Source organism: Evansella sp. AB-P1, from assembly GCF_029688925.1.
GTDB lineage: Bacteria > Bacillota > Bacilli > Bacillales > Salisediminibacteriaceae > Evansella.
In genome coordinates this window covers 83,852-99,604 of sequence record NZ_JARUKY010000005.1, presented here as the reverse complement: position 1 = coordinate 99,604, position 15,753 = coordinate 83,852, and the positions used below count along the sequence as shown (strand labels likewise).

Below are 15,753 nucleotides of genomic sequence, written 5' to 3'. Positions count from 1 at the left end.
ACCTCCTTATTTTTTACAATGGATAGAACCATAGATTTATTATAGGGAGGTTTTATGATGAATAAGGAAATCCTATTAACAGAATCATCGTCTCTTGTCATGGTTCCTTTTCATAACAATGTTTCCTGCGTAGAAGTCTTTATTAATTATATTAACGTTGAAATAAATTGTGAGATGGGTATAAATGTATGATCGGTATCTTATTTGCAGTATTAAGTGCTACAAGTTTTGCTACGAATTACATTCTTATTCAAAAGGGGATGAAACGGAGTGAAGGGGATAACGGTGTCTATATAAATATATTAACAAATGTAGTTATCCTGACGGTTCTGTATTTATTTATCCTACTTTTTCGATCAGAACCTATAACCGTTACCCTTCCAGGTGTAATTGCTTTTATGATTGCAGGAATATGTACATCATTTTTGGGGAGGGCTACCCTTTTTGCTGGAATTAGGAAAATTGGATCCTCTAGGGCTGCTGCCATAAAAAATACGAATCCAGTCATTACAATCTTTATTGCGATACTTTTTTTAGGAGAGAGAGTAGGCTGGTATAGCTGGTTTGGAATTGCCTTTATTTTATTCGGTTTATTTCTAACTGCTTATGAACAATGGAAGGAAAATGGTTTTTCTTATAAAGATAATGCATGGGTTGGAATTTTTTTGGCAACCTTTGCTTCTGTATCCTTTGGCACAGGCTTTGCAATACGGAAACTTGGTATGATGGAAATTCATGATCCATTTTTAGGAGCACTAATTGGTGGGTATGTTGCGTTTATTGCATACAATATTACATTACTAGTGAAAAAAAGACTGAAAGATACTGTTACCACACAATTTAAGCAGTTAAATATTTTTTATCTGTTAGCTGGAGTAGCCACCTGCTTTGGTGTATTATCCTTTTTTATTTCAGCTTTTTATACTCAAGTATCATACACAGCTCCTATAGTAGCCATTGAACCGGTTATTACCGTAATCCTAGCGTATATTTTTCTGAAAGATCAAGAATCTATTAAAGCTACTACGATTATAAGTGCAATCTTCATTTTTATAGGAATTGTGATTCTATCTATTTCTTCTTTGTGAGAAAAAAAATTAAATAATAACATAATAGAACTTCCAGTTTTTTCATTGTATAATAGAAATGATAATGGTAGAAATAGCTAATGAGAATTTGAAAACTGGAGGTGTCCCTTTGAAATACTTAAAATTGTCCATACCTGATGAAGGTGTGCATCTATATGAGAACATTCATAAAAAGGAAGATTATGTTGCAGGTCATTATCACGACGATTATCAAATCTTATATGCGTTAGATGGCAGTGGGAAAATTACAGTAGATTCATCTATTTATGAATTTAAAAAGGATACAGCCGTTTTACTTGTTCCCAATTCGCAACATTCAATTGAAGCTCATGCAAAATTAACTGTACTTGTTCTTGCTTTCTCAAAGGAAAAGCTAGCGGTGAAGTTTAGTGATACGCTGTTTTCAGATATTGAAGCTCAATCAACTTTTTATGATCTCGATCCATTTTCAGCAAGTGAACTAAGACAGTTGTTAAGAAAACTACTATTTGAGCAAAACAACAGTAAGGAACCATATAGAAATTTAGCATCGCCATTATTCTTATTGGAAATGCTATTAATCTTTGCAAGAATTAATAAACGAACCAATTTCTCCGATGCTAACGAGATGCGTTCTACTCGAATTAAAGAATATATAAACTCTCACTATTTTGAGAATATTCATGCTGAAACCTTAGCGTCTAAATTTGGTATTTCAACACGTTACATGAACGATATCTTCAAATCATATTATAATGTTACCCCAATGCAGCACCTACAGCATGTAAGAATTAATCGTGCCAAATCGTTATTAATAGATACAGATAAAGAAATTGTCTCTATTTGCTTTGAAGTTGGATATGAAACATTGTCAACATTCTATAGATCCTTTAAAAACACTGTAGGAATGTCTCCTCATAAATTTAGAACTACAAATTATGTTCATTAAATCACATAAAAAGCAAAACGATTATAATTAATTAAATTATAATCTACTAGGAACAAATGTAGACACGTTCCATCCCATGTTTTTTATACTAATAAGCTACTCACAGTACTTATTTATTTTTAATTGAACCACACTCTTTCCATAACCAATTACACCTGTCGCCATAAATCCCTATATTATTAGAAAAGTTGCTGTTCCAGATTTGAGAATTTTTTTCTCATATTCATAAGACTAAATGTTACAGAACAGTCAGAATATTATGTAAGAAAAGTTGTTATCTTATTTCAAGCTGAAAGGAGGCTTATTTAAGGTGTTGTGACAGCGCTTACATCTGTTGCTTGACTCTAATGTGTACGGGGGATCAATTTTAAGTGAAAAATTTAAAGGGGGCGTTTTGATTGGTTAAAAAGAGTGGGTTTCTTTTGTTCATGTCAATTGTTGCTTCATTATTTATTATTGTTGGGTGTAGTGAAGATGCGGACAGTAATGTAAACGGTAATAACGATAATCAAAACGGAAATTCAGGAGCTAGTGTTGATGATGGTGAAGTTTATGAGATAGTATTTGCGCATGTAGTTCGACCAACAACTGCGAAAGGTCAAGGGGCTGAAAGGTTTGCTGAATTAATCGAAGAAAGAACAGATGGAAGAATTACAGTAAACGTGTATCCTGATTCACAGCTTGGAAGTGACAGAGAAATTACGGAGCAGATGCAGACAGGTACAGTTCATATGAATGCACCGTTTACTGGTGTTTTACCATCCTTCGTACCTCAATTCCAAGTGTTTGACCTTCCATTTTTGTTTGAAGATAAAGACCAAGCCTACGATGCAATGCACGGTGCCTTAGGTGAAGAGTTAAATAATTACTTGACACAGCAAGGCCTTTTAGGGTTAGGGTACTGGGATGGTGGATTTAAGCATTTCACGAATTCTGTTCGTGCAATAGAAACGCCAGAAGATATGGATGGATTGAGGATGAGAGCTTCGCAAAGTCCACTTATTATTTCACAGTTTCAGGCATTGAATGCAGGTGGTGTGTCAATCGATTTTTCTGAATTATACACAGCACTACAAAATGAAACAGTAGATGGACAGGAAAATCCACTTTCCAATATTGTGAGCCGTAGCTTTTATGAGGTGCAGGATCACATGACATTAAGTGGTCATGGGTATATGGGTTATGTACTTTTGATTAACGAAGAGTTTTTTAATAATTTACCAGGTGATTTGCAGGAAATTATGCATGAAGTTGCCATGGAAGTAAGTGAATGGCAATGGGAAATTGCAAATGCAGAGGAAGAAGAATACATGGACTATTTAGAAAACGAAACAGATATTGTAATAACAGAACTAACTCCTGAAAATAGAGAAGCATTTTTAGAAGCTACCATAGGTGCATATGATGAGTTTGCAGAAATTGAAGGTAGCGATAGATTACTACAAATTATTGAGGAAATGCGTGGTAATTAATAAATGAAGGTGAAATGGGGGCGCACTGCCTCCATTTCACTGTACTATTTTTGTAAGGAGGAATTAACTTGGTAGCAATCAATCGTTTGTTTAATTACTTAGAAGAATATATTGCAGTAATTCTCCTTATCTTCACATCCTTATTAGTATTCATTCAAGTAGTTTTACGTTATTTATTTAACTTTTCGTTATATTGGGGAGACGAGGTGGCTAGATATCTAATCATATGGTTTATTTTTATTGGAAGTAGTATTGCTGTAAGAGAGAAGGCACATGCAACTGTTGACTTGTTAATTGTTGCATTAACTCAAAAGTGGAAATTGATTGTTGGAATTGTGGCGTATTTTATTTCTATGATCTTTTGTGTCTTACTTGTTTATGCTAGCTGGGGCACTATAGGAAATGTCATGAATTACGGAACGATCACTCCTGCATTAGGTATTCCTATGTATATACCATATTTAGCAATTCCTGTTGGAGCATCCTTAATGTTTATTCGTTTTGCTCAAGCTATTTTTTATAATTTGAAAGAATTGGGCAAACCACATGTTGAGAAAGGAGGATCCAAATAAATATGATTATCATTTTCGTATTTGTTATTCTCCTTTTAATAGGTACCCCTATAGCAATAGCCCTTGGATTAACGAGTATTATTGCTATGTATTTAGCTGATATAAATTTAGCTGTAGCAGCACAAACCATGTTTTCAGGTATTGATTCCTTTACTTTAATGGCCATACCGTTCTTTATTTTTGCAGGGGATTTAATGCTCTCAGGTGGAATGTCAAGACGATTGATTAATATGGCAAAGAAGTGGATAGGCTGGACCACAGGGGGTCTACCAATAGCGGGAGTACTATCTTCCATGTTTTTTGCAGCATTATCCGGATCTAGTCCAGCAACTGTAGCAGCAATCGGTGGAATTATGATCCCGTCACTTAAAGAAGCCAAGTACAGTCCAAGGTTTTCCGTTGGACTCATGTGTGCAGCAGGTTCCTTAGGTATTATTATTCCTCCAAGTATAACGTTGCTCGTATATGGGGTTATTGCAGAAGTTTCAGTAAGTGATTTATTTATTGCAGGTATTATTCCTGGCTTATTAATTGGCTTTGTATTAATTCTTGTGAGCTATTTTATTGCAAAAAAAGAAGGGCATCAACCAGATCAACGAGCAAGCTGGTCAGAAGTATGGATTTCTACAAAGGACGCTATATGGGGTATTATTATGCCAGTGATCGTATTAGGTGGAATATATCGAGGTATTTTTACACCTACAGAAGCGGCTGCAGTAGCAATTATATATAGCTTATTTATTAGTATGGTCGTATATCGAGAGCTATCTATAAAAGCATTGTTTACATGTGCCAAGCGTTCTGTAGTTATTGCTTCGATGGTAATGCTTGTAATCGCATCTGCAAAAGTATTTAGTTGGTATTTAACTTATGAACAAATTCCAACTCGTGTAGCATCTGTCGTTTTAGAGTATGCAACAACACCAGTACTAGTCTTACTTGCTATAACTGTGATCCTTCTAATAGTTGGGATGTTTATGGATCCAAGTGCAGCAGTTCTCATACTAGTTCCTTTGTTCCTACCAGTGGCCATCGAAATGGGCATTGATCCTGTTCATTTTGGAATTATAATGATTGTGAACTTAGCTATTGGTATGCTAACTCCACCATTTGGTTTAAATCTTTTTGTAGCATCGGGTATTAGTGATTTACCTTTGAGTGAAGTGACGAAAGGAGTATTTCCGTTTATTTTCGTTCTCCTCATTACCCTTTTAGTTATTACATTCGTACCTCAGCTATCTACTTTTTTACCTTCTTTAAGTGGATAATCAAGTGAAGTTTAAATAAGCGTTATGCCTTATGATGAAAAGAAGGGGATGAAATAAATACTTTGGTATATCGAAGCTTGAGGGCTAATTCTCAAGCTTTTTAGTGTGAATTAAAAGCTTGTAATAAGTAACAACTTTAGAGTGGATAAAAATTATATAAAATAATTTGATTCAAGTTATCCTTTGTCCTCAAAAAATACTTTTGCTCCGACTATATTGTTTATAGTATCAATTGTAAAAAATCTTTTGTTTTTACTATAACGAATGTTATTTATAAGTTTTGTTCCGGAAAAGGTTAATGTTTTCTTTAAATGAAACAAGCCAAATATATATGATTTACAGTATGTCAGTTTGTTTCGTTCTAAGTGAATTTCAACATATGACGTTTTTTCATTGACTAATAGATTTATATATAAAAGGAATGCAATAAAAGCAGGTGCTAGTGCCATTTCCCAAGAAATATAAACATCAAGTCGTTCTAATACGAGAAATAAAAATAAAAAACACATGGCAATAAGCATGACAATGATTCTGTTAATCGTATAATCGAATTTTCCTAAATAAATATTAGTACTCAAAACTCGTATCCTCCTTTAAAGCTTCAATGATTTCAATACCATTATCACTTAATGCTATACATATTTCGTCGTAATCTCTAAAATGCTTTAAACTTGGTACAACAAGACAATCAAAGTTATGTATATTGTTAACTAATTGCATCCCTCCAGTATAGAAATCGTCCGTATCACTGTATAAAACACATGTGTTTAACTCTAAATGTAGCTCTTTCATAGCAAAAAAATGCAAGGTTATAAAATAATAGTCCAGTAAGGATTCCGTTTTACCGTAATAGTAAAATGCATATCGTTTCATGATTGCCACTCTCCCTAATTAACAAATGTGTTACGATTCTATCAAGCTTCTTTCATTATGTAAAGGTTAAACAATATAAAATATAAATGATAAAAGTGTTGGTGTTGGATAGGTATATTAATAAGTACGGGAAGCATTATTCTTTTAGAAATGATCCATTAACAGCATGAAATAGTAGTCAGAAAATTTGAATAGTGTCATAATGAAAGGAAAGAATGAAAGGGGATTCTAATGAAACTAGTAAACATTCAAAAAGAAAATGAAAATAGACTTGGAGTAAAAACATCTTATGGAATTATTGATGTGCAAGAATGCTTAAAAGCAATTCCAGTACAGGTAGAGATTCCAAAGAGCATGGATGATTTATTCGTAAAAGGAAAATCTGCTCTTGAAAATCTTAATAATTATGTTAACCAAATTACGAATGAATCTGGCTATTCATTTTTAAAAGAGGAGGACATCTCCTTTGGCCCTGCTGTACATAATCCAAGTAAAATAATTTGTGTTGGTCTGAATTACAAAAAGCATGCAGAAGAATCGAACATGCCAATACCAGAATATCCAATACTTTTTAATAAATTCAATAACACACTCATTGGTCATGACAAGGAAGTTACTCTTCCTACCAATTCTGATCAAGTAGATTATGAATGTGAATTAGCTATCATCATTGGTAAAACAGCAAAGAAGGTAACAGAAGAAGAAGCTCTTGATTATGTAGTTGGATATAGCAATGCTAATGATTTGTCTGCAAGAGATCTTCAATTTAGAACGAATCAGTGGTTATTAGGAAAGTGCTGTGATGATTTTAGTCCTATTGGTCCTTATGTTGTCACATCAGATGAGGTTGGTGATCCAAATAAGCTACAAATCAAAACGCTAGTAAATGGTGTAGTAAAGCAGGATTCCAATACGGAGGACATGATTTTTAACTGTAAGGAAATTGTTAGCTATATTTCGAATTATATGACATTAAACCCAGGGGACGTTATTTTAACGGGTACACCAGAGGGAGTTATTCTTGGCTACCCAGAGAATCAACGAGAGTGGCTCAAAAGTGGAGACGAAGTTATTATTGAAATAGAAAAGCTAGGTCAGTTAAAAAATATTATGAAATAAAACGAAATTCGACAAGGCTCATCAGTACTCTTGTAGAATATGTCCTATCCGAATATGAAAGGTCAAGTTATCTATTAGGTCAATCTATTGACTATGGTAACTTGATTTTTTTTTAGCAATAGTACAAAACTCTTATTGGAATCTACTTTATGTAAATGTTTTGTAAAAAAGATAATAGTTAAAGGTATTTACCACATGAAAATAGTATATAAACAGTAGACTAGAAATTTACTAATAATGAGGTGAACTACGTTGAATGTAAAAACACAAATTTTTGCACACAGAGGTTCTGCAGGGACACATCCGGAAAATACGATGGAGGCTTTTGAAGCGGCGCTGCAAGTTGGAGCAGATGGAATTGAGTTTGATGTTCAGTTAACGAAGGATCAAATTCCTGTCGTTATACATGATGAAACAGTAGATAGAACAACGAATAGTGAAGGATGGATTAAGGATTTTACATATGATGAACTGAAAACATTAGACGCAGGAAGTTGGTATTCTTCAGAATTCAAACAGTCAACGATACCAACATTAGTGGAGCTATTAGATTGGGCATCTGATAATTCTTTACTTCTTAATTTGGAATTGAAAAATGGTGTTGTACGTTACCCTGGAATGGAGAAGATTGTCCTTGATTTAATTTCTAAGTACAAATTGAAGGATCGAACAATTATTTCTTCCTTTAATCATTATAGTTTAGTAGAAGTACACCGAATCGATCCTACGATAGAGACAGCAATTTTATTTATGGAAGGTCTCTATGAACCATGGAACTATGCGGAAAGTATTGGAGCAAGTAGTTTACATTGCTTTTTACCAGTAGCAGTACCAGAACTTTTAGTTGGGGCATATGAGAAAGGAATGGCAGTTCGACCTTTTACAGTAAATGAAGATAAGCATATATATACGTTAATAAAAGGAGGTTGCCCGGGAATTATTACTGATTGGCCTGAAAAAGCAAGTATTATAAGAGATACGCTTGTAATTGAATAAAGAACTCTAGGGTGGAGGAGTTTACGTGAATCAGGGGAATGGTTTTTCGTATGGCAAAATTTTTGCTATTGGTAGTGGATTCTTTGCTTTAATGCTTGTGTGGACGTTCTATAATGCTTACATGCCACTTATACTTGGAGATTATATCGAAAGTAGGGCAATACGTGGAGCTATTATGGGTCTTGACAATTTACTTGCCGTACTACTTATTCCAGTAATTGGCTCTTGGTCTGATCGTATTGAAACAAGAATTGGAAACAGGCTTCCATTCATTGTTGTTGGAATGCCAGTAGCAGCTCTTTTCTTTATCTTATTACCATACTCTGCTGCAGTAACATTATGGGTTTTATTAGTAGTAGATATCATTTTCTTATTAGCAATGACCATCTATCGTGCACCAGTTATTGCATTAATGCCAGATCATACACCTATAGAGAAACGTTCCACTGCAAATGGAATTATTAATTTAATGGGTGGTGTTGGAGCAATTATTGCCTTATTTGGACTTTCCTTATTGTATGGTATAGATCGTTCCTATCCATTTATTGTTGCAGGATTACTCCTCTTCTTTTCTTTCTTAGTTCTTTACTTCACTGTAGACAGAAGACCACCATTTGTAGATAGTACAAATGAGGAACTTGAAGAAGTCCAAGCATCGAACTCATTTTTAAAAGGTCTACACAAGCTAAAGAAACCAGAGTTTAGAGGACACTTATTTATTCTTCTTGCAATATTTCTTTATTTTATCGGCTATTCTGGGGTGGAGGCTCAATTTACTGTATACGCCGTTGAATACTTACAGATGGAAGAAAGCACTGCTGGTTTTACCCTTGGCTTTTTTAGTTTAGCCTTCGTGATTTTTGCCATTCCAGCTGGACTATTAGGGAGTAAAAAAGGAAAGTCACCGATTATGCTTATCGGTTTAATCCTTTTACCACTTATTTTTATAAGTATTCCGTCTCTACCATTACTAAGTTCTATTGTTCCTGGGATTAATCAAGTCCTTTTATTGCAAATTGTTCTTTTTACTGGAGGAATTGCATGGGCGTTAATTAATGTTCAAGCGTACCCACTAGTTGCTGATTTAGGTGGAAAAAATAAAATTGGCTTTTTTACAGGCTTATATTATTTATTTTCCATGGCTTCCTCCATTGTTGCACCTGGGTTTTTAGGGTTATTAATGGATGTGTTTAGTCATCCAAGCTTGTTTTACGGGGCTGCAGCTAGTTTCTTCATTGCTTTCTATTTCTTAAGAAAAGGAAGTATTATCATAAAGAATAGGGAAAATGACTTAAAAATTGTCTCCTAAAGATTATAAGCTGTATTTAATCATTAGTTAAAAAGATCATATTTATACAGAAAGTAATTCCATAGAAAGCTTTTGCCATTGAAAAAAATGAAAGAGCCATTGCCACAACGTCCCATAGGCAATGGCTTCATTTAAATTTAACAGTTCTAGAATAGGTCTTTGACTGAAAGGAGTATACAAAATGAACAAACCAATGATCGGTGTATTGCCACTATACGATGAAGAAAAAGAAAGCTATTGGATGCTTCCAGGATATATGAAAGGGATAGAATTGGCAGGAGGTATTCCAGTGATGTTACCGTTAACGATGGATGTTGAAATAATAGAATCTATCGTTCATTCCTTTGCCGGATTCCTTTTCACTGGTGGACATGATGTGGATCCACTAATGTATGGAGAAAGGGAAGAGTTATTTTGTGGTGATATTTGTGGGGAACGAGATAGAATGGAAGAATTGCTTTTTCAAATGGTTGTTGAAATGGATAAACCTGCCTTTGGCATTTGTCGGGGGATTCAATTGTTTAACGCTTTACTTGGGGGAACCCTTTATCAAGATATTCCAACGCAATATCAAACAAACATACAAGTTAATCATAAACAAAAGCCTCCGTATGATCACCCTGCACATTGTGTATTCATAGATAAAGAGAGTCCGTTATACGAAATCCTACAAAAAGATTCCTTATATGTGAATAGCTATCATCACCAAGGTATTAAAGCATTATCAAAGGATTTAACTCCTATGGCAAAAGCAGAAGACGATTTAATTGAAGGGGTATACATGCCTAATAAAAAATTTGTATTAGCCGTACAATGGCATCCAGAGTTTGATTATAAAGAAGAGAGTAGTTCGAGGCTCTTTAAGGCTTTTGTTGATGGGTGTAATAACGAGTAATTTAAATCTGATAATAAAAAGGATGTACAAAAGGATTTTTGTACATCCAAGAAACTTATAGTGTAAAAAACTATTCGTATTGACAGCTAATATTTGGATTCGAACCTGAGAACATGCCGTTAGGGTTTGCTTGCCAAATCCATGCGTGCAGTGTGTCAACATCAGGGTATGGAACACCTTTATCAAAGGTTCGCCCAAATAATGCTGGAGTCTCATCAAATACTGCATGTGGTGCTAACCATTCCACTGCCACTAAACGATACTTCCCATTTTTCATAGGTTCATAAATCAGTATTTCTGGTTGAAGCATATCAATTTCACCGTTCTCAGCGAGATCATTATTTACTAAATGGTAACCCATTTGATCTACGCAATAATCAGGAAATACATAGCCATCTTCCAATGCTTTATTGATGTCTCGATATTTAACCGTTGCTTGTCTTATTTCCGTTAATTCTTTACCAAATTCTGTGTGATGTGGTTTTGCACCAACAATTGGAGCAATCAACAGCGACATAAGCATCAGACCAGCTAAAACGAAAATAAATAATCCTTTCTTCAAAAAATCTCCTCCTTAATTAATTTTCCAACCAGTAATAAGTGTAAAGGGTGTTTTTAAAAACCTGGTTAAAAAATCTGAATTATTAAATATTAAACATTTTGTTTTTGAGGATATATCATTAATTTATTTACCTTACTCAATAGAAAAATCGGATTCTATTCTAGGGTAAAGATAATTTTCCTTAAATATTTGCTAAGTAGTATATAGCTTTCATGTAAATGGATGTGGCTTTTAGTAAGTCTTCCACTTCAATGTATTCATCCTTTTGATGAGCAGTCATTTCTTTTCCAGGAAATACAGCACCAAAAGCTACACAATTGGGGAGGAGGCTAGCATACGTGTTTCCCCCACTTGAGAGAAGAGTAGGCTCCTCCTTTGTTTCTTCTTCATATGCCTGTTGAAGTGCTTTTATCATTGGACGTTCTTTGTCTACATGGTGTGGATTCTTATTTCGTATCTCTCCTAGAAAAAAGTCATAATTATTAAGAGTGTGGTTTAAGTTCTCTTTGATGCTTTCAAATTTAGCCGTAACTGGGTAACGAATGTTGAGATGAACGTATCCATCTCCTTTTTCATAATTAAAAATAGCAGGATTAACTGTCAGTGGACCAGTAATTTCATCTGTATGATTTATTTTTAATTTATTACCATAATAATCTTCATAAAAAAGTTGATCAATAAAGGATAGGAAAGCATTCCCTTTTTCATCTAAAGGTAAAGTACAAAGAAAATGAGCTAATGCTAATGCTGCATTGATACCCTTAAAGGGAACCATACTATGGGCAGCGACTCCTTTTAAATGAAGGGTTAACTTTTCCTTTTCTGTTGTAACATGTCCTTTAAGCTTGTTATTTTCAATATATGTATTAAACTTATTTACAATTGTATGATTATTTCCGGTTAAGATTGCTGTTGCTGTTTCAGGTACCATGTTTGCCCTTTCTCCAGCATTGAACGATAGCAATGTAAGGTTCTTTTCAGAATGACCAATTTCCCAGCTTTCTTCTCCATCAAACATACACTTTGCATGAATTTGCCCTTTCTCTGCATGAATAATGGGGAAGGTAGCATCAGGTGCAAACCCTGCTATTGGATGATTTTCTATCTCGCTATATTTTTTTAAACAGCTCATTCCACTTTCTTCATCTGTCCCAAAAATAATTCGTACATTTCGTTTCAATGGTAATTGAAGTTCTTTTAGTAGCTTCATTGCATAAAAGGCTGCCATTGTTGGACCTTTATCATCGATTGCTCCTCTTGCATATAACCTTCCATTCCGTATTTCAGGTTCAAAGGGAGGTGATGTCCATTGTCCTGTTGCAGGAACAACATCAATATGGCAAAGAATAGCGATATGCTCCTCAGATAAACTATTTACATATTCCGCCACTCCATAAAAGCCTTCGTTGTTTTTCGTCTTAAATCCTTCCTGATTGGAAAGCTTGATCATAAAACTTAATGCCTGTGCAATATTTTCACCCATCGGCATTTCTTTAGTCGCACCATCTAAATCCTTTGTACTTTCAATTTTCAGTAGGTTTACCAAATCTGATAGTAAATCATCTTTTCTTTTTAAAACCTCTTCGTAAAAATTCAATAGTTTCAACCCCTAACTCAATCATTTATATACGATAATTAATGAATAAGGTCATTATAGCAAAATCTTATATAATTATGAAAAGCGTGAATAATGAAAAGTAATAGTTTAAATCTGTTAACCATTTGCAAATGGTTAACAAAAGCAATAGCAGTAGAATAAATCAGGATTTAGTTACAACCTTATGGGAATAGGGGGAGAGGAAATTATGTCATTTGCTAAATTAAACGAAGAAATCATTCAGTGTAAAAAATGCCATAGACTTAGGAACTGGTGTGAAAGGCAACAAGGAGAGAGAAAGGAATTTAAAAATGATGATTATTGGTCTTTACCAGTTCCTAGCTTTGGTGACCCAAATGCACAATTGTTGATTGTAGGATTAGCTCCTGCAGCACACGGTGCCAATCGGACAGGTAGGGTATTTACTGGGGATACCTCTGGAAGCTATTTATTGAATGCCTTGTATGACCATGGATTTTCTAATAGTTTTCAGTCAAAGCATCGAAATGACCAATTAAAGCTTAACAATGTGTATATAACAAATATCGTTAAATGTGCTCCACCTCAAAATAAACCAACAGCTAAGGAGTTTCAGACATGTAGAGGATTTTTTGAACGGGAAATACAACAACTAAAGAATTTAAAAGTAATTCTATGTCTTGGTGGCGATGCTTTTAACCAAACAAAAAGATTGTTCAAACAATGGGGAGTTAATGTGACAGGATTAAAGTTTGGTCATGGGGTTAGTTATGATTTTGGGAATAAATTTCCCCTACTAATAGGTTCCTACCATCCTTCTAAATATAATGTACAAACGAAACGACTAACACGTTCTATGCTGAATAACATATTTCTTGAGGTTAAAAAAATGATGAACAGTTATCAAAAGAAAAAGCACACGTGACAATACCGTGTGCTTTTAAGTGATTTTATTGTTCTGCAGTTAAATCGATTTTAATTCTTTTATTCATCCTCACTACCCCGCCGTTCATGAGAATGTGAAACCTATCATGCTGCCAATTTCCCGTATAGTGCCATTCTTCGTTGATATAAACATGATATACTTCCCGTTTACATTCAACTTTTAGCTCCCCATTTTCTACCCCGCGATTATTCAAAAACTCAACATTTACTTTAATATTGTTGACATGCTCCATATATGTACCTCCCCTTGTACATAGTTTAGTGAGTACTAACTAAAATAATAATTCGATAAGATTTGTCAAAATCCTTCACCACATGAAAATTTATCTCTGAAACTTATCTTTTCTCTAATCGTATGTAACATATAAGTTTTTATATTCCAGAAGAAAGGTCTGTGATCACATGTTAACAGCTCTGTATATTGGATTGGGAATAATGGGTTTAATTAAATTAGTCTAATATCAGTTTTGCTACAGGATCCTACAATAATGTTAGTTTTTACAGGTATAGTCAGTATCCTTTGCTTATTGCTTGCAGGTATTTTTACTGGTGCTCTAAATAGTGGTGACAGAAATAGAGCTAATTGGCATTCGGAAACAAAAGGAAATCGGAAAGTAAGAACAGGTATGGCAGTAACATTTTCTTTAATAGCCATTCCTAATATTATTGGTGCGATTATCGCTTATTTCCTTTTTGCATAACTTATAGAGACACTACCCTTTCTTGAAAGAAGTCGACAGTATTGCCCTTCAAAAATCAGTGAAAATCGTAAACGATGCCTATACTCGATACTACAAAAAACAAAACGGTGAACCTCGTTTTAAATCAAAAAAGAACCTTGTTCAATCCTACACAACCAAATTTGTGAAGGGGAATATTAAGGTACTTGATAAATATATAAAACTACCGAAATTAGGGCATGTTCGTTTTGCTAAAAGCCGAGAGGTAGATGGTCGTATCATCAATGCAACAATAAGACGAAATCCTTCGGGTAAATACTTCATTTCGATTTTGGCTGAAACAGAAATGAAAGAACATGATAAGATGGGTTCATCTATTGGAATAGATGTTGGGAAAGTTGTTTCCGTTGCAAAAAACTTTCCATCAAGTCAATTGTGTTCAAGTTGTGGTCATAAACATAAAGACGTTAAAAATCTTGCCTTACGTGAATGGACTTGTCCAACGTGCAAAAGCCATCACCAGAGGGATATTAACGCAAGTATCAATCTTCGTAATGAAGCATTACGATTAACCGCAGGTACTGCGGGGATAGCCTAGTCAATAACCGACGAATAGGTTGGTGTTCTTAGGAATCCCCCACTTCAAGTAAACTGTAAGGTTGGTAAGTGGTGGGTAGTTCAAGAAATGCTTGTAAATATGGTATGTTAAATCATAGGGATTGATGAAAAAGGGTGAACAATAGAAAATGGATGAAAAGGTTTTAATCGTTGAAGGGACGAATGATCGTAAACGGGTGAAACAAATATTAGATGAACCAGTAGATATCATTTGTACAAATGGGACTTTAAGTGATGAAAAGCTTGAAACAATTATTTTGTCCATTGAAGATAGGGACGTGTATATCCTCGTTGATGCAGATGATGCTGGAGAAAAACTAAGAAAGCAATTGAAAAGGGAATTACCTAATGCTACACATTTATATACATTGAAGGGGTATGGACAGGTGGAAACAACCCCGATAGATTATTTAACAGAGCTTTTAAATGCATACTTTTTCGTAAAGGGAAGGCTATAAAGCTAAAAAAGTATAGAAGGGGAATAGTTTATTAAACTTTTTCCTATTAATATAAATAAAATCTACAATACGTATTATAATATTAGTGAAAAATTTAGGTGTTTACAACCTTGCTTACTTATAATTTGTATGATAGAATGTTTTAAATATTGAAATACATTGAAAAGGAATAGTAAAATTTTTGAAACGTTCAGAGAACTGTTGGTTGGTGTGAAACAGTCGTTAGCAAAAATTTGAACTCACCTTGAAGTAGCTTCACTGAAATGAAGTAGGTGAAGACGGATCCTAACCGTTAGCATTGGAGGATATTAAGGATTTTAAATCCAGTATCTGTGAGAGTGCATGCCGTTTTTGGTATGAAATCAGAGTGGTACCACGTAAGATGTCAACAGTC

Annotated in this window: 18 protein-coding genes, 1 pseudogene and 1 other annotated feature (1 of these 20 running past the window's edge); of the genes and pseudogenes, 14 read left to right on the top strand and 5 right to left on the bottom strand. The window is 34.3% G+C overall.

The genetic code is table 11. The features are described 5' to 3' along the window. Positions 1-57: 57 nt before the first annotated feature. From QA612_RS06500 to QA612_RS06475, 6 genes are all read left to right on the top strand, one after another. Complete coding sequence (locus QA612_RS06500) at positions 58-192, top strand: hypothetical protein (protein WP_278282969.1); 135 nt, start codon at positions 58-60, stop codon at positions 190-192. After that, the gene (locus QA612_RS06495; RefSeq protein ID WP_278282968.1) at positions 189-1,088 is read left to right on the top strand and encodes a DMT family transporter; all 900 of its coding nucleotides are present in this window, start codon (positions 189-191) and stop codon (positions 1,086-1,088) included. Before QA612_RS06500 ends, QA612_RS06495 begins: the two co-directional genes overlap by 4 nt. Positions 1,089-1,197: 109 nt before the next feature. Then, positions 1,198-2,016: an AraC family transcriptional regulator gene (locus QA612_RS06490; protein WP_278282967.1), complete on the top strand. Its 819-nt coding sequence runs from the start codon at positions 1,198-1,200 to the stop codon at positions 2,014-2,016. 398 nt (positions 2,017-2,414) lie between these two features. After that, on the top strand, positions 2,415-3,488 hold the full coding sequence (locus QA612_RS06485) for a TRAP transporter substrate-binding protein (protein ID WP_278282966.1): 1,074 nt from the start codon (positions 2,415-2,417) through the stop codon (positions 3,486-3,488). 68 nt (positions 3,489-3,556) lie between these two features. Further along, positions 3,557-4,060, top strand: a complete 504-nt coding sequence (locus tag QA612_RS06480; RefSeq protein WP_278282965.1) for a TRAP transporter small permease — start codon at positions 3,557-3,559, stop codon at positions 4,058-4,060. Positions 4,061-4,062: 2 nt separating this feature from the next. Further along, a complete protein-coding gene (locus QA612_RS06475) occupies positions 4,063-5,328 on the top strand; it encodes a TRAP transporter large permease (protein ID WP_278282964.1) in 1,266 nt (421 codons plus the stop codon). A gap of 176 nt (positions 5,329-5,504) precedes the next feature. Here the strand turns inward: QA612_RS06475 and QA612_RS06470 are convergent, their stop codons facing one another. Then, positions 5,505-5,906: a hypothetical protein gene (locus QA612_RS06470; protein ID WP_278282963.1), complete on the bottom strand. Its 402-nt coding sequence runs from the start codon at positions 5,904-5,906 to the stop codon at positions 5,505-5,507. Further along, positions 5,896-6,201, bottom strand: a complete 306-nt coding sequence (locus tag QA612_RS06465) for a hypothetical protein (protein WP_278282962.1) — start codon at positions 6,199-6,201, stop codon at positions 5,896-5,898. Before QA612_RS06465 ends, QA612_RS06470 begins: the two co-directional genes overlap by 11 nt. 231 nt (positions 6,202-6,432) lie before the next feature. Here QA612_RS06465 and QA612_RS06460 point away from each other — a divergent pair, with 231 nt between their 5' ends. From QA612_RS06460 to QA612_RS06445, 4 genes are all read left to right on the top strand, one after another. After that, positions 6,433-7,320, top strand: a complete 888-nt coding sequence (locus QA612_RS06460; protein WP_278282961.1) for a fumarylacetoacetate hydrolase family protein — start codon at positions 6,433-6,435, stop codon at positions 7,318-7,320. 252 nt (positions 7,321-7,572) lie between these two features. Next, positions 7,573-8,316, top strand: a complete 744-nt coding sequence (locus QA612_RS06455) for a glycerophosphodiester phosphodiesterase (RefSeq protein ID WP_278282960.1) — start codon at positions 7,573-7,575, stop codon at positions 8,314-8,316. A gap of 25 nt (positions 8,317-8,341) precedes the next feature. Continuing rightward, positions 8,342-9,625 carry an MFS transporter gene (locus QA612_RS06450; protein WP_278282959.1) on the top strand — a complete coding sequence of 428 codons (1,284 nt, stop codon included), beginning with the start codon at positions 8,342-8,344 and terminating at the stop codon, positions 9,623-9,625. Between the two features lie 181 nt (positions 9,626-9,806). Beyond that, complete coding sequence (locus tag QA612_RS06445) at positions 9,807-10,520, top strand: gamma-glutamyl-gamma-aminobutyrate hydrolase family protein (RefSeq protein WP_278282958.1); 714 nt, start codon at positions 9,807-9,809, stop codon at positions 10,518-10,520. Between the two features lie 70 nt (positions 10,521-10,590). On the opposite strand, the gene QA612_RS06440 is transcribed toward QA612_RS06445, so the two are convergent. Together QA612_RS06440 and pepV are read right to left on the bottom strand one after the other, a co-directional pair. After that, complete coding sequence (locus tag QA612_RS06440; protein ID WP_278282957.1) at positions 10,591-11,082, bottom strand: hypothetical protein; 492 nt, start codon at positions 11,080-11,082, stop codon at positions 10,591-10,593. A gap of 181 nt (positions 11,083-11,263) precedes the next feature. Further along, positions 11,264-12,679 (bottom strand): dipeptidase PepV, encoded by a 1,416-nt coding sequence (gene pepV, locus QA612_RS06435; RefSeq protein WP_278282956.1) that lies wholly within the window; start codon positions 12,677-12,679, stop codon positions 11,264-11,266. Between the two features lie 208 nt (positions 12,680-12,887). Here pepV and QA612_RS06430 point away from each other — a divergent pair, with 208 nt between their 5' ends. Further along, positions 12,888-13,583 carry a uracil-DNA glycosylase gene (locus QA612_RS06430; RefSeq protein WP_278282955.1) on the top strand — a complete coding sequence of 232 codons (696 nt, stop codon included), beginning with the start codon at positions 12,888-12,890 and terminating at the stop codon, positions 13,581-13,583. Positions 13,584-13,608: 25 nt separating this feature from the next. Here the strand turns inward: QA612_RS06430 and QA612_RS06425 are convergent, their stop codons facing one another. Continuing rightward, the gene (locus QA612_RS06425; protein WP_278282954.1) at positions 13,609-13,836 is read right to left on the bottom strand and encodes a hypothetical protein; all 228 of its coding nucleotides are present in this window, start codon (positions 13,834-13,836) and stop codon (positions 13,609-13,611) included. 255 nt (positions 13,837-14,091) lie between these two features. Here QA612_RS06425 and QA612_RS06420 point away from each other — a divergent pair, with 255 nt between their 5' ends. From QA612_RS06420 to QA612_RS06410, 3 genes and pseudogenes are all read left to right on the top strand, one after another. Continuing rightward, positions 14,092-14,304: a DUF5316 domain-containing protein gene (locus tag QA612_RS06420; RefSeq protein ID WP_278282953.1), complete on the top strand. Its 213-nt coding sequence runs from the start codon at positions 14,092-14,094 to the stop codon at positions 14,302-14,304. Between the two features lie 19 nt (positions 14,305-14,323). Continuing rightward, a pseudogene (locus QA612_RS06415) lies at positions 14,324-14,881 on the top strand (zinc ribbon domain-containing protein); the annotation flags it as partial. A 148-nt stretch (positions 14,882-15,029) separates the two neighbouring features. Continuing rightward, positions 15,030-15,359 carry a ribonuclease M5 gene (locus QA612_RS06410; RefSeq protein ID WP_278282952.1) on the top strand — a complete coding sequence of 110 codons (330 nt, stop codon included), beginning with the start codon at positions 15,030-15,032 and terminating at the stop codon, positions 15,357-15,359. A gap of 150 nt (positions 15,360-15,509) precedes the next feature. Next, positions 15,510-15,753: a binding site (T-box leader), on the top strand; it runs 13 nt beyond the window's last position.

Bases quoted from the DNA above. Each gene is read 5' to 3' on its own strand.
- QA612_RS06500 (WP_278282969.1), top strand. From the start codon at position 58: ATGAATAAGGAAATCCTATTAACAGAATCATCGTCTCTTGTCATGGTT.
- QA612_RS06495 (WP_278282968.1), top strand. From the start codon at position 189: ATGATCGGTATCTTATTTGCAGTATTAAGTGCTACAAGTTTTGCTACG.
- QA612_RS06475 (WP_278282964.1), top strand. From the start codon at position 4,063: ATGATTATCATTTTCGTATTTGTTATTCTCCTTTTAATAGGTACCCCT.
- QA612_RS06465 (WP_278282962.1), bottom strand. From the start codon at position 6,201: ATGAAACGATATGCATTTTACTATTACGGTAAAACGGAATCCTTACTG.
- QA612_RS06460 (WP_278282961.1), top strand. From the start codon at position 6,433: ATGAAACTAGTAAACATTCAAAAAGAAAATGAAAATAGACTTGGAGTA.
- QA612_RS06445 (WP_278282958.1), top strand. From the start codon at position 9,807: ATGAACAAACCAATGATCGGTGTATTGCCACTATACGATGAAGAAAAA.
- QA612_RS06430 (WP_278282955.1), top strand. From the start codon at position 12,888: ATGTCATTTGCTAAATTAAACGAAGAAATCATTCAGTGTAAAAAATGC.
- QA612_RS06425 (WP_278282954.1), bottom strand. From the start codon at position 13,836: ATGGAGCATGTCAACAATATTAAAGTAAATGTTGAGTTTTTGAATAAT.
- QA612_RS06420 (WP_278282953.1), top strand. From the start codon at position 14,092: ATGTTAGTTTTTACAGGTATAGTCAGTATCCTTTGCTTATTGCTTGCA.
- QA612_RS06410 (WP_278282952.1), top strand. From the start codon at position 15,030: ATGGATGAAAAGGTTTTAATCGTTGAAGGGACGAATGATCGTAAACGG.